General features: G+C 31.1%; 7 protein-coding genes and 3 pseudogenes. 8 read left to right on the top strand and 2 right to left on the bottom strand.

What is annotated here, in order from left to right; genetic code table 11:
* Positions 1 to 35: 35 nt before the first annotated feature.
* Positions 36 to 287, top strand: a pseudogene (locus ACZDYH_RS05775) (TetR/AcrR family transcriptional regulator); the annotation flags it as partial.
* Between the two features lie 152 nt (positions 288 to 439).
* Here the strand turns inward: ACZDYH_RS05775 and ACZDYH_RS05780 are convergent.
* A complete protein-coding gene (locus ACZDYH_RS05780; protein ID WP_166695392.1) occupies positions 440 to 1,918 on the bottom strand; it encodes an Lsa family ABC-F type ribosomal protection protein in 1,479 nt (492 codons plus the stop codon).
* 1,017 nt (positions 1,919 to 2,935) lie between these two features.
* Between ACZDYH_RS05780 and ACZDYH_RS05785 the strand changes: the two genes are divergently transcribed.
* The 5 genes and pseudogenes from ACZDYH_RS05785 (at position 2,936) to ACZDYH_RS05805 (ending at position 10,540) form a co-directional block, all read left to right on the top strand.
* The gene (locus ACZDYH_RS05785) at positions 2,936 to 5,665 is read left to right on the top strand and encodes a putative bifunctional diguanylate cyclase/phosphodiesterase (protein WP_434712506.1); all 2,730 of its coding nucleotides are present in this window, start codon (positions 2,936 to 2,938) and stop codon (positions 5,663 to 5,665) included.
* 151 nt (positions 5,666 to 5,816) lie between these two features.
* Positions 5,817 to 6,290, top strand: a complete 474-nt coding sequence (locus tag ACZDYH_RS05790; RefSeq protein WP_002026151.1) for a tetratricopeptide repeat protein — start codon at positions 5,817 to 5,819, stop codon at positions 6,288 to 6,290.
* Between the two features lie 512 nt (positions 6,291 to 6,802).
* Positions 6,803 to 8,071 carry a glycoside hydrolase family 5 protein gene (locus ACZDYH_RS05795; RefSeq protein WP_002026152.1) on the top strand — a complete coding sequence of 423 codons (1,269 nt, stop codon included), beginning with the start codon at positions 6,803 to 6,805 and terminating at the stop codon, positions 8,069 to 8,071.
* Positions 8,072 to 8,302: 231 nt separating this feature from the next.
* Positions 8,303 to 8,689, top strand: a pseudogene (locus tag ACZDYH_RS05800) (fascin domain-containing protein); the annotation flags it as partial.
* A gap of 1,515 nt (positions 8,690 to 10,204) precedes the next feature.
* Positions 10,205 to 10,540: a hypothetical protein gene (locus tag ACZDYH_RS05805; protein WP_000524431.1), complete on the top strand. Its 336-nt coding sequence runs from the start codon at positions 10,205 to 10,207 to the stop codon at positions 10,538 to 10,540.
* Positions 10,541 to 10,800: 260 nt separating this feature from the next.
* On the opposite strand, the gene ACZDYH_RS05810 is transcribed toward ACZDYH_RS05805, so the two are convergent.
* Positions 10,801 to 11,175: a hypothetical protein gene (locus tag ACZDYH_RS05810; protein ID WP_000088972.1), complete on the bottom strand. Its 375-nt coding sequence runs from the start codon at positions 11,173 to 11,175 to the stop codon at positions 10,801 to 10,803.
* A 547-nt stretch (positions 11,176 to 11,722) separates the two neighbouring features.
* On the opposite strand from ACZDYH_RS05810, the pseudogene ACZDYH_RS05815 reads away from it, so the two are divergent.
* Positions 11,723 to 12,006 (top strand): annotated as a pseudogene (locus ACZDYH_RS05815) (hypothetical protein).
* Positions 12,007 to 12,809: 803 nt separating this feature from the next.
* Positions 12,810 to 14,792 (top strand): methyl-accepting chemotaxis protein, encoded by a 1,983-nt coding sequence (locus tag ACZDYH_RS05820; RefSeq protein ID WP_140159054.1) that lies wholly within the window; start codon positions 12,810 to 12,812, stop codon positions 14,790 to 14,792.
* The last annotated feature ends 96 nt before the right edge of the window (positions 14,793 to 14,888 follow it).

Genomic DNA, 14,888 nt, shown 5'->3' on the forward strand with positions numbered 1-14,888 from the left:
CTCCTATATTTAAGTGTGAATGGCATTTAAAATAGCAACCATATTTTATAGGTAATTTTGAACAGTTAAAAGAAATATTACAGGAGGGTGAAAAGCAAGGAGTTTTTCATTTTTTCTCCATAAATCATACGATACATTGGATCACTTCTATTGTTTTATTTCCAAAGTTTAAAAAGTTTATTGATTTTTTAGGGCCAAATGAAACGAATGATACAAATCATGAATGGATGCCAGAAGACTTAGTGGACAGAATTGTTACTGCATTAACAGATAAACCTAATGTGTAAATTATTCAGTGTTTATGAATTCTATTATTACTATTTAAAGCCTAATTTCTCAATGTATTGTAGAGAAATTAGGCTTTTTTTATCAATTCATTAAAGTTTTTATAATTCAAGGACTCAAGTTAATGATTATATTTTCAAGTATTCGTTTTGAGCTACATAGATATAGTTTTCGTTGCAACTGTTTGTTGAAATATTTTATCATGCTCAACAATAACCATTGTGGGATTAAATTGTTGAATAAGTTCTTCAATCTGCATACGGGAATAGATATCTATAAAATTTAGTGGTTCGTCCCATATATATATATGAGCTTTTTCACATAAACTTTTAGCGATAAGCAGTTTTTTCTTTTGTCCACCAGAATAATGAGATATATCTTTTTCAAATTGAATTCGGTCAAAGTCCATCTTACTTAGGATGGACTTAAATAAGGTTTCATCAATCTTGTGCTCTTCAATAAAGCCTGATAGCGATCCCTTCAAATGAGAAGTATCTTGTTGGACATAGGAAATGATGAGTCCTGTACCTAAAGTAACTAAGCCTGTATGCTGTATCGGATGTCCTAGAATTAGTTTTAGGATACTACTTTTTCCGCTCCCATTCGTTCCATCAAGTACAATTCGGTCACCTTGTTCAACTATGAAGCTAATCGGCTCATTCACAATTTGATCATTGTACTTAACGGACACGTCAACTAAAGTAACCAATTCATTTGATTTAAATTGCAATTGTTCCAATTTTAATGACTCAGTTTTTTCCACATTTTTTAGTAATTTTGATTTTTCCTCAATAGCTTTTTGTTGCCTTGATTCAAGGTTTTTTGCTCTTTTCATCATCTTGGCTGCTTTATGTCCTACAAACCCCTTATCCAACTTAGAGCCTGAATTCCTCGTTCCATTTTTTGAAGCTTCCACGTCATGAGACCAACTTGCTGAACGTTTGGAAGACTGTTTTAATCGCCCTATGTCTTTTTGTAGACGCTCATTTGTAGCCTTCTCGTGTTCTTGCTGTCTATCAAAATTTAATTTCCAAGAAGAATAGTTACCACTTTGAACTTCAATATTTGCTCTATTAATAGATAGGATATGGTCAACGCACCCATCTAAAAAGATTCTGTCATGTGAAATTAAAATAAATCCTTTTTTCTTCCTTAGATAATCGGAGACTATCTTTCGTGCATCTGTATCTAAGTGATTTGTTGGTTCATCAATTAATAGAAATTGACCCGCATTTAAAAACAGTGCAGCAAGCAACACTTTTGTTTGTTCCCCATTTGATAATGTTTTAAATGGTCTGTACATGACCTCAGCATCAACATTTAAATAGGATATCTCACGTAGAAGTTCCCAATCTGCGGCTTGGGGACAAATTTCTTCAAGGATTTCATGAGTGAATTTGTTCTTATCTGAAACAGAGTAGGGGAAGTAATTGAATTCTACTGAAGCAAGGATTTTCCCGCTATACTCATATTTCCCTAACAATAAATTAAAGAATGTCGTTTTACCTCGTCCGTTTCTACCAATAAATCCTAGCTTCCAATCCGTATCTATTTGGAAGTTTACACTTTCAAAAATATTATCAAAGCTACCTGGGTATGAAAAAGTTAAGTCTTGGACCTTTATCATTGACATAATAATTCCTCCTTTATATATCGAAACGTTTCATATAAAGTCGGAACATCCATCCATTTTTTAATTCCTCTATATAAGTTTGATGGATATTAACGACTTATATAGAGCATTACATGTGTAACAATAGTATCTGAAGTACTCATTTTTCTCGCTCCTTTATTTGTGAAGTACATTTAACAATTAGTAAGTTTCAACTAAGACAAACGGGAATAAAAAAATCCCCCAATTTGTAATCGGAAGGATTAGTCTTTCGTCTATACTTAATAAGTGCTTATTAATCATTTGAATCATGACAAATAAAGTATGAACTGAATTTTAAAAATGGATAGACTAACCCTATATTTTGTAGTTTGAAGTTATAAAATTCAACTTAAAATATAAATTAGTTAATCATTATTCATCCATCATTCCTTTCATAATTCTATTTTTAGAGTAACATTCTTTTTAGGGAGATGCAATATTGGCTTCAATTTCATCTAATTCTAAATCATTTATAATTCTTTGAGTAAGGAGATAAAACTTTACCGCCCTTTTTATAAACATCACATTTTTGTTCAATAGGTCATGTCTTTTGTCCGTTAAAAAGGGAGGATATGAAATTGACATCAACTTTTTGTGTAACTATAATAGTTACAGTTAGTTTCGTAAACTAATTTGAATTTCTATTTTAATGATAGTATATTTTCATTCCTTTTTAAGTATGACAGATAGCAACTATAATCCAATAGAGGAGTAGATTCTATCTCATATGTAAAGAGTAGATAAGTTGTACCCGCCAAATTTACGATGCTCAAATACTTAAAAAATTACATTTTTCAGCTTATCCTTTTTAGAATCCTCAGTGTTGATAATTGTAAACATCTACAAAAAGTTAATAAGATTGTTGTGTGTAGAAAGAAATCTTTTAAAAAGGTCATAATATGGATAATAGATAGCACACATTTTAATTAGTAGGACTTGTGCCACCATCAAGCCATTTTTTAATAAAAGTATAGAAAAATCAAGAAGGTGAATCCATTGCGTAAACATGTATATGTGCAATTTTATGTATTGATATTGGCTTTAATAACTTATATAAGCTTTTGCTTTATATTTTTATTTGTTTTTCCGAATCATTATTTCGTATCAGATTTTAATATCCGACTATCATCTTTAGTCGTTGAAACTACTGTATTTATCTCATTACTGTATTCTATATTATCCCAAAAAATTAAGTTAGGAGTATTCTGGGTTTGCATTACTATTGCAATAGGGTGTTTTTTGATAGGAAATTTCATATCCGCTTTTCAAGTACTTAATGTAGAATTACCAATACAAAATTTTAATATTTCTGATGTATTTCTACTGTTTTTCTTATTCTTCTTTCTTTTTGCGTTCTTTTATAAAATTATGATGGAATGTAACAAATGGGAGAAAGCGTATTTACTTTGTGATTTATGCATTGTTGTTACTGCTATTTTTACATTAGAGTGGTACCTATTTAATAAACCATCTGCAAATATTTTATTCTTATCAATTGGAGATGTTTTTCTCTCATTTATTTTTCCGATTATAGATTTATTGCTTCTATTACTTGGAGTTACACTGATCTTTCGACCTGCTATTTTCAATGCAAAAAGTAAATTGTTTATTTTTATCCTAGTATTAACTGGATTGGCTATTACGGACTATTTGTATTTTTACTTACAAGGTGATTTGTCAGAGCGTTCAGTTATATTTTTAAGGTGTTTGTATAGAGTTTTCCTATTATTTATCGCTATTGCTGCTACAATCCCAAAGGATGCTTCTTCTAAAAGAAATTATTTTATTATTAATCCGACATTTGGAGAGAAACTTCTTGGTATATTCCCTTATCTTGCAGTTGCAGTCTTAATTGGCTTTACTTTGAAAGAGCAAACTTCTTCAGCTACATTAATTACGGGAAATTGTATTGCTTTTGTATTTGTACTGATTCGTCATACAATCGTACGAATGCAAAACAAAGAGTTAACTAAAACATTAAAAGTGTTTAATAATCAATTAGAACAAACAGTATCTCAAAGAACAAGGGATTTAATAAATAAATCTAATGATTTAATAAAAAATCAAGAAAGATTTAAGTCATTATATGAGTATCATCCGGATCCTATTTTAACGATTGATTCAAACGGTATCGTATTAAATATAAACCAGGCTGGAAGTATGTTATTAGGAAAAGAAAGTGCTGCATTGATAGGGAAAGAGTGCTTCTCTATTTTTTTAGATGAAGATAAATCTGAATTGGAAGCAGCTATAAAGAAAGGGAAACGATGTAGTTCATCTTCACTACAGTTACGTGTGAAAAATAACAATGAGAAAGATATACTCTTTTGGTATGTCACTATAGTTCCTATTATGATAGAAGGACAAACCTTTGGGAGCTATGTAATGGTAAAAGACATAACAAGGATGAAACAACAACAGGAAGAGATAAATTACCTTGCATTCCATGATACGGTGACGGAGATTGGAAATCGTATATTCTTCCAACAAGAATTAGATAGATCTATTAAGCGTGCACAAAAAACACAGGATAAGTTTGGGCTCCTGTATATTGATTTAAATCGCTTTAAGACTATTAATGATACATTGGGTCATTCGATTGGTGACAAGGTTTTAAAAGAAGTTGCCAAACGTTTTAGGACATGTCTGTCACCGACTATTCCTCTAGCAAGAATAGGTGGTGATGAGTTTGCGATCATTGTCCATAACCAAACAGAGCAACAGCTATTGGATTTGTGTAAAACTCTATTTCGTATAACTGAAGAACCATTTGTAGTAAATCAGCATAGTTTTTACTTATCTCTTAGTATAGGAATAGCAGTGTATCCATTTGGAGGAATAAATACTACTACACTTTTACAACACGCTGATATCGCTATGTATAGCGCAAAGGAAAAAGGTAACAATGCTGTTTGTATGTATGACGAGACATTATCTCAAAAAGTAACTCGTCGATTACGATTAGAACAGGATTTACCAAATGCAATTGAAAATAATGAGTTGTTTTTATTGTATCAACCACAAATTGATAGTAAGGCAGGTAAGGTTATTGGTGCAGAGGCTTTAATACGTTGGCAACATCCAGAGCTTGGACTGATTTCTCCTTTTGAGTTTATACCTATCGCAGAAGAAACGGCGCAGATTATTTCAATTGGGAAGTGGACGTTACAGAAAGCGTGTCAACAACTGAAAGAATGGCATTCTGCGGACTTTTCAAATCTAAAGATGGGGATAAATTTATCAGCTATAGAGTTTGAACAGAAAGATTTTGTTCAAACCATTATATCTACCATAGAAGAGATAGGAGTACCTGCTAATTCGATTGATTTGGAATTAACAGAGCGAATAGCAATGGTAGATGAAAAGGAAACCTTATCGAAGTTAAAAGCATTAAAATCATATGGTGTACATTTATCAATTGACGATTTTGGTACAGGTTATTCTTCATTAGCGTATCTGCCTCTTTATCCAATTGATACTTTGAAAATTCCAAGAGAATTTGTTAATAGGATTGGAACTTCTACTGATGGAGATGAAATTATACAAACCATTATTTCACTTGCTCATACTTTAAACATGAAAGTGATAGCAGAAGGGGTAGAAACGAAGGAACAATTAACAGTGTTACAACGTAATGCATGTTATCTAATTCAGGGCTATTACTACAGTAAACCTGTAAATGAAGATGAATTTATTGGTTTTTTAAGTACAATACAAAATGAATAAGTGAAAAATCAGTATATGTATGAAATAAAGTGAAAAGACGATCTATCCATATGGATTTGAACGTCTTTTCACTTTATTTTCAGTAGTTATGCAGCAAGGTTTCAGCCTTTGAAAGTAAAATAAGTATCTATATTCCTTGTATTTAGGGCTAATGGGATATGAGGTGAAAGTTGCTTCTTGTGAAACCGCATTAGGGACAGCTCGTATATTCTTAAAGCAATTTGAAAAAGCGGAAGAACATTTCAATCGTTCCATTGACCTTTTGCAAAAACATAATGAAGAAAAATTGATTTTAATAGTAAGGCATAATCTAGGACTATTATATGCAACTCAAAATTTATCTAAATTAGCAATTCGTCATTTATCAGAAGTCACAGAGAAGAATATTGCCCATTTTAAAGCAGTGTTCTTACAAGCGCGTGAACACTATAAGCTAAGAAAAACAAATATTGTAAAAGAACTTATTGAAAAAGGATTAGCAGTTTGTATGGAATTAGGAAATGAAGAGTATGTATATCATTTCAATATTTTACGTTCTCTTAATGAAGATGAAGCAATTAAACTCTTAGAAGAAGTGAAAAAAGTATTTCTTACTTCGAAAAGCAAGGTTTATGGGATTTCGTAGAAGAATATGCAGATCTAAAAAAGGAAGAAATTATACAATAATCACATGCTATCATTTTTAATAGCTAATTAACAAAAGGACTCCAATTATGGAGTCCCTTTGTTAATGGGATAATGCTTTAGTTTATCTAATTATAACAATATTTGTAAAAAGTGTAAAGGGGTCCTAGTTTGGAGGGGGAATTATTTAATCTTTTTTATTTAATAAAGGGATGATATTTAGTTATCTGCGCTTCTTAATTATGTTTTTTATCACAATTTGAAGTAAATTTCAGTTAATCTTATTTATTTTATAGGAATTATAAGTTATACTAAAAGTAGGTGCAAAATGTACCATTTGAAAAAGAGTGCATTGCAAAAAGGAATCCGTAAAGGATTCCTTTTTTGTTTCTTTTAAAATGAAGCAACGTTCTAATTATCTCTTTCTTTTTTTATGAATGAACTACCAATGTATAAATTTAAAAGGTATTTTTGGAAAATTGCCATATTCCTGTAACAAAACAAAGGTATGTTATGTGTGTTAAATATAAAGAGAAAGAAGGAAAAGTTGTGAAAAAAGTTTTGCCAATTGTTGCGTTATTAGGCATGATGAGTTTTGGAGTACAGGAAATGAATGTAAGAGCTGATACATACCACAAGGGCGATTCAAAAATTAGTTTTTGGGATTCGAAAAGAAAGGGTACTAATTTCATGAATAGTACGTCATTACCTGAAAACTATAAAAGTGCAAAAGAAGCTAATATTGAATATGTACGTTTAGCACCTGATAAATGGGCAAAAGATAAAGATTTTCTATTTGAGGATAAACCAGATACTTCTGGAAAGGATTTTCTGATAGGTAATGCAGATAACTATCGGGGATTAGTAAAGGAAGATCTAGAAAAATTAAAGGCGGATTTAGATGCCGCACAATCACAAGGAATGAAAGTCGTTCTTACAATGTTATCCTTACCTGGTGATCGATGGCGCCAATTTAATAATAATAAGAATGACGACAGAATATGGGAAGAAGAGAAGTATCAAGAACAAGCAAGTCAATTTTGGAAGGACCTCGCTCTGGAACTAAAAGATCACCCCGCGGTGGTTGGTTATAATATTATAAATGAACCACATCCAGAAACAGCTAAAAATAATAGATATAATGATTTTTGGACGGAAGATTACGAGAAATGGTATGCAAAAGTAAAAGGAACGACAGCTGATTTAAACAGATTTTATGAAAAGGTGATTAACTCCATTCGTGAAGTGGACAAAGAAACACCGATTATTTTAGATTCAGGTTTATATGCTACTCCATGGGCCTTTAAATATTTAAAACCAGTAGAGGATAAAAAAACACTATACGCATTTCATATGTATGAACCATATGAATTAACGAGCCAAGGTGAAAAACAAAACAAGGAATATCAATATCCAGGATTAGTAAAAGTAGGGGATTTAGAGAAACCTGTAATGTGGAATAGACAGGGATTAGAGAAGTTTTTGAAGCCAATTCAACAATGGTCTAAGAAAAATCATGTACCATCTAATCGAATTATTGCAGAGGAGTTTGGAATTAACCGTACTGTTCCAGGTGCTACCCAATACATGCAAGATCTTATTTCTATCTTTAACCAAAAAGGATGGCATAAATCATTCTATGCATTCCGTGAAGACACATGGACAGGGATGAATTATGAATTGGGAACAGAAAAAATAAAATGGGATGAAGAGGGTAAACCGATGCGTCAAGATAATTCACTCTGGGATGTAATAAAAAAAGATTTACAAACGCGTAAATAGTTTAGAATATTAGGTTTAAGGACTAAATATAAGCATCTAATTCAAATAGAATTAGATGCTTTTTATTTCGAAAAAAGGTGGAGTTGAATTAAAGGTTCCATCTTTTCTTTTGCATAAAGAGTACCAATCAGGTTTATTTACAACGAAAAATAAGATTTTTAGAGAATAGCTTAGAAAAAATTGTGGAGGTTTAAACAAATGTGGTCACAATTGTTTAAACCTTTAAAGTAAAATGGAAGTTGGACAGTTGCTATACAGGCAGCAAATTTACAATATGTTTCGGCTGAGCCTTCGGGAAATATAATAGCAAATCGTAATGCAGTTAATGAATGGGAGAAATTCGAATTAATTCCGACTGGGGAATTATATACGTACGCTTTAAAAACTAAAAGTAATGGGAAGTATGTTTTGTTTGAGCCAAATGGTAGAGTAGTAGCAGATAGTACATCAATTGGTGCATGGGAAAAGTTTATCTTATATAATGGTGGAGACAATAGGATATATGTATTACAAGCACTAAGTAATGGTAGATATATATCAGCAAATGGTGGTAGAGAATTAACAGCTACTAGTTATGTAGCTGGAAGTTGGGAAAGATTTGTTATTGTATACTTCTAAACTTTGAAGTGTTATATATCTAAATGATAATGGCATGTTTAGTTGGTATAAATACCTAATACAAGTGTATATTAACGTGTAAAAGGGCTGCAAATAATTAGCAGTCCTTTTTGCATGGACTTACTGAGGTTATAATGAGAAGAAAAAGAACCCTATAGGGTTCTTTTTCAAGGCATATTAACAGTAAGGAGAATCATGAAATGCTACTTCAAATCTTTATTAGGGGAAAGATTTTGAAAAAGCTTAACATGTATTTATTTTTACATAAATGTAAGATGTAGTAAATTGATAATATTTATACTTACTATTACTAATATTCAATTAAGATAGTTAATACTATTTATATAGTGTTAACTGGTGTATAGTACAGTATAGATTTAGAAATTTAATATTAGATTACATTTGTTAAAAAAGTTAATAGATATATTATTTCAAATTCTAACTAACATTTAAACGATTTTAATTGAAATTGGTTGTGTATTAACCCTTATAAGCCAATAAAAGTAAATAAAATAAACAAAGACCCTGTAATAAATACAGGGCCGGATACAGGGTTAAGGGAACGCATAGTTTCTTAATATCATAGTAGCATATATTCTTTGTATAGCTACATGAGGATTTTGACAGAATTAAGAACAAGACAGAAAATCTGTAGGAAAGCAAATATAGTGCTGGAAATGTGATTTTAAATTAAGCTATAGGTATATTGAAATGGATGAAAACTCTTGAGTACCATGATTAAATTGCCTTTAATTATGAGGTTTAGGTTAGAGGGATAATTGGATCTTACTGAAAAGAAAAAATGTTTTTTAGATTAAAAGAAGAAAAGACACCTTTTGGGTGTCTTTTCTTTAGGTAAACAGTTCACATATTGCTGAATTAGATACGAAACTATAATTCGACTACGAAGTAAATCCTAACATAATCTGAACAGAAAAAATATGTAATATTACATTTTTAGTTTTTAATTATTTTATTCAATATAGAGAAGCAACGTAAATAAAAGGGCATGCAGTCGTATCTGCAGCCCTTTTTAGGAGGAATTCAAGACACCATTAGGACACGTATTGGTAAACAGGTTCAAAAATAGTATGTGTGAAAAGAAAAAGTCCTATACCAAAAGTAGACAGGACCTTATCTTTTTTACATTTTAAAAAATGAAATTCTGTCCTTTTGAAATCAGTACAGCACACACTTGGTTTGAAATGAAATTAGAAAAAGTATACATGAAAATGGCAGACAACTATTTTGTTGCCTGCCGGTGCCAGTGGGTTGAATGAGTTAGTCAATTCAATAAATTGTGCTATCCCATTACCAGAAGAGTGAAGCCGCTAGTTCAAACGGCTTAGACATAGTTTGTCTAATAAAGAAAAAATTATGAGTAGAAATTTTGTTTGCTCTATATGAAAAGATAAATAGATATTCATCAGACAAGGATAATTTAGCATATCTTGAATAGGGTGTAGGAACGAATTAAAGAAAGGGATATTTGTTTAGGAAGGGACTGACTCAGGAGTGGGACTTTCGGACAGGGTTTGGGGAGCGGTGATTGCCTTTGGCATTGCGACTAATATCGTTGCTTGTATAATGGCAGTATACATTCAAAAATATGAGCTAATGATAAATCATCTTACAAATATTTTATTTTTAATAATTATCTCTTTAACGTTTATAAAGATGAAAATTAACAGATGGGTGGCTTTAGGATTTACATTAGTTGTAATAGAGAAAGGTATTAAAGCGGGATATGACTTCTACACACATAATTATTATAGTGTCAGTTGGAGTTTAGCTATCATTGTCTATTGCATATACGAGATGGAAAAGTATCATATTGAAATAAACGAATAGGCGCAGCAAAAAGGTGTTAGTAGGTGGAATTCTTTTTAAAATACTATAAAAAAGACACTACAAGAGTGTCTTTTTTTTGAAAATACTCTATAATTAACTTTGGGGAAGGTAATGTTAGAGTATTCGTTTAGCATTATCTTTATATTTGATAAACCATGAAATCGAAAGATTTTGTGGTTTATTTTATGAACAATAGATATTACAGTATTGGCAGTGAGCTATTAATCATTTGAAGCATTAGGGGAGAATGGATTAAAAGTCTAACATCGAATAACGGTTCCGGAATATAGTGTTGCGAAATGATCTCCCATATCCCAAACGGTACTTGCCTGTATATAGCCCTTAAAGCCTTCTGAAGAATAATAAATCTCTTTTGGTATACTTTCTTTAGTTTGGAAATGTGCTTTAGAGTACTTTACATAATGGTTTTTAACAACTTTTGCTTCTGGAACAATAGTGTTTTTTTGTTCCAATGTTGGTCTAGCACTAGAAGGTGGTATGAATTTTACATTGTCTTGGTAATTAGGATCTAAGGTGTCAGCTTGTACATTGTGTGACGAAACAAAGGTGCTTAGACTACTTCCCGCGATTAAAGTTGAAAATACTAACTTTGAGAATTTTGTTAATCTACTCATTCTATAATCTCCTTTTTATTATTTTGTAAGGTATCTCCTTACACCTCACAGTCTATATTCACTACAAAAGGGTGTACATACATATTGATAGACAAAATTCTACAAAATACCGCATGTTTTTGGGGTTTATGTATAATAATCCAATGTTTAATAATTTATCAGAAGTAAAAAGGTAGGTCTTATATAAAAGAAAATGAATAATTTATGCAGATAATGTATATGGAATTATTGTTTAAATATTCTAAAATGAGTTGATAAAGATGTTGGTAGGTTTTTTGGAAAACAAATAATTCCCTAGGTGAAATTTGGAAGGAAGATTCTCTGTTAGAGTTTTTATAAGGGAATTCATTTTCGTAGATTCAAAATGTAAAAATAACTAAAAGAGCAAGTGTTTTAATGGGTAAAAAGCTATGTTGAGTCTTTTTTCTCTGTCGGTGGTCGTCTAATCAATGAAATGACGGATGCTTATGATAGTTTGTGTCTAGCAACATTCGTGTATAAACGAATGAATTAAGAAAAGGGTGAAATATTGGATAACTCGAAATGGATGCCTTTAAGTAATGTTGATGATGATGATGAAATTTGGGCAGGAGCAAGAGTTAGGTTGTACAATGTTGGTATGAATAGAGAAGATAAAGAAAATAATTTCTATGGATATATTATTTCTTATATCTACGACAACACTAACTACTTATAACTAACTAATTTAACAACAGGAAAAGTAGGTTATATTATTTGTGTCATTGAAAAAAATTACCAAATAATTATGCTTTGGGCAGAACATTAAAGCAAAGAATAGGTTTAGAAAATACCTATTTTAGATTTGAATAATCAACAAATAAGGGAAGCACCAACTCTAAGGTGTCTTCCCTTATTTAATACTTTTTATCAATAATCAATATTAACAGAGCCTAAATAAAAAAGTGAGAAAAATGATAAACATTCTTCTCACTTTCATCAATTAGGGTGGCATATACATAAATATACGTTTGGGTGGATTTTGGATGAAAAATCCACATGCATAGTATAACAAAAAAAATATGGCTTTTCGCATGTAATATTGCATATGAAAAATAGTAAAGTTTTAAATTTTAATATTAACCACTTATATATATATGTTACAATGTAATTCTCTAATTTATTTTATTCTCCTATTTAGAATTTATAGTTTAGTGATTCAATAAAACGAAAGTGGTTGTAATAAATAGATAAAACGATGAAATAATACAGTTAGAATGGTTAAAAGGCAGTTAAATATAAGTATTAAAAGAAATAAATTTACTTTGTTTAGTGAATGTATTATGGTAAGAATTTCATTCGATTGGATTAGCGCTAAACTAGATTTTTATCCAAACAAATCCAATAATTATTTTTTAAATGAAGCATATGTTGTATCAAGTTTATTTGGAATAATTCGTAGTCTAATAATTGCTGAATCTAGAAAAATAACATATTCGAAAGGAGGACAGATAAAACTCTGTCTGTGAAAATTAAATCTCTAAATTATAAAGTGCGGATAATGGGATGTAATTGTGGTTTCATTTCGAATGGTACCATAAATGAATGTGGAAAAGTAAAGGAGAAAAATTTAAATAAACTATATAAGTAGTAAAAATGAAAAGGAGAAGTAGCTAGTGTTTAATATAAAAGAAAGATTGGGGCAAATAAAGCTTAAAACGAAGTTGTCTATGGCATTTATAGCAATATTAATTATACCAAGCCTTATCGTAGGAGTATCATCTTATAATAAGGCAAAAACAGATCTTAATGAAACAATTCTACAATCAGCAAAAGATAATATAAGTATTTTAGATAAGATTGTTGATGATGAATTAGAAAATAAGCATACAGATATCACTCATTTTGCAAAGGTACTCACACAAGGGGATTATAATCCTGAACAATCGCAAAATGTACAGAATAAATTTGATCAATATATACAGTTACATCCAGAGATAGAAACGATTTATACGGCATCCAGTAACAATCAATTTATTCATGCACCTGTTGGAAAAATACCAGAAGGGTTTAATCCGCTAGAAAGCAGTTGGTATAAGGATGCAGTAAAAGCAGATGGAGAGATTATTGTTTCATCTCCATATAAGTCAAAGTCTACAGGAAATATGGTAATTGCAATTGCAAAGCAGAATGCAGATAAAAGTGGTGTCATTGGCGTAGATTTGAATATTAAAGATATCGTAAAAACATCCAAAATGATAAAAATTGGGAAGCAAGGATTTGTATCTATAGTTAGTCAAGATAAAACTATAGTTGTTCATCCATCACTAAAACCTGGAGAGAAATTAGATAAAACTTTAGTGGATGAATTGTACAAGACAGAAGATGGAGTAATTACTTATAGCCTCAATGGTGAAGATCGAAACATAAGCTTTAAGACAAATAAAAAAACAGGTTGGAAAATAGCTGGCGTAATGCCTACGAAAGAAATTGAAGAAGCTACCAATCCTATTTTTTATAAAACGCTCACTATAATAGGTGCTTCATTATTGTTAGGTGGAATTGTAATTCTATTCATACTCAAATCTATAATTACTCCACTAAGACAATTAGTCATTTCAGCTCAAAGAATTAGTCAAGGAGATTTAACCGAGAAAATAGATATTCGTTCAAAGGATGAACTTGGTCAATTAGGTGGTAGTTTCAATACAATGGCAGAGTCGTTACGTAATATTATTTCTCAAATTAACACATCTGCAGGACATGTAGCTGCGTCTTCTGAGGAACTAACTGCTAGTGTAGAGCAAGCAAGTGTTGCGACAGAACAAATTACAAAAGAGATGGAAGAAATCTCGAACAGTGCAGAGGTTCAAAATAATGAAGTTGAGTCTGGAGCTGAATTAATTGGTGAGGTAACACGAAATATTCAATACGTAGCTGAGAATGCTTCTGAAGTATCGGCTTCATCCATATACACTAAACAAAAAGCCAATGAAGGTGAACAATTAGTAGAACAAACTGTAACACAAATGCAGTCTATCCATCACTCTGTTTCTCAATCCGATAATGTCATAAAATTATTAGATAAGAAATCACAGCAAATTGGCAGTATATTAGAAGCGATTCAAAATATTGCGGAACAAACAAATTTATTAGCATTAAATGCAGCGATTGAAGCAGCTAGAGCTGGGGAACAGGGGAGAGGGTTTGCAATTGTTGCTGATGAAGTTAGAAAGTTGGCGGAGCAATCATCCGAATCTTCAATGGAAATTGGAAGTTTAATTAAGGAAATACAAGCAGACGTACATGAGACTGTAAAAGCTATGAATGAAGTAGGCGTAGAAGTACAGTCGGGAATTAAGGTTGCGAATGATACAAAACAAAGTTTTTATGAGATTTCAAAATCTGCAAATGATATTGTATCAAAAGTGCATGGTATGGTAGAACTATCAAATAAAATGACAACTGATGCAATGAAAGTTGATACATCGATTGATCAAATAGCTATGGCTGTAAAAGAAAATTCTTCAAGTATGCAAACGATAGCTGGTTCATCTGAGGAACAACATGCTTCTATGGAAGAGATAAATTCTTCAGCAATACAATTAGCACAGATGGCGGAAGAACTTCAAGAGTTAATTGGTGGATTTAAGATTTAAGTTGAGATTCTAGGAGAGAATGCTAGAATCTTGTTACAGAGTGGAAATGAAAAATCTTATAACATAGTAAATAAGTATTGTACTCTCTATGCGTAT

This window comes from Bacillus sp. EB V-12 (assembly GCF_056158125.1).

What these genes read in the sequence shown, in the direction of transcription:
- ACZDYH_RS05780 (WP_166695392.1), bottom strand. Translation starts at nt 1,918, where the DNA reads ATGTCAATGATAAAGGTCCAAGACTTAACTTTTTCATACCCAGGTAGC.
- ACZDYH_RS05790 (WP_002026151.1), top strand. Translation starts at nt 5,817, where the DNA reads ATGGGATATGAGGTGAAAGTTGCTTCTTGTGAAACCGCATTAGGGACA.
- ACZDYH_RS05795 (WP_002026152.1), top strand. Translation starts at nt 6,803, where the DNA reads ATGTGTGTTAAATATAAAGAGAAAGAAGGAAAAGTTGTGAAAAAAGTT.
- ACZDYH_RS05810 (WP_000088972.1), bottom strand. Translation starts at nt 11,175, where the DNA reads ATGAGTAGATTAACAAAATTCTCAAAGTTAGTATTTTCAACTTTAATC.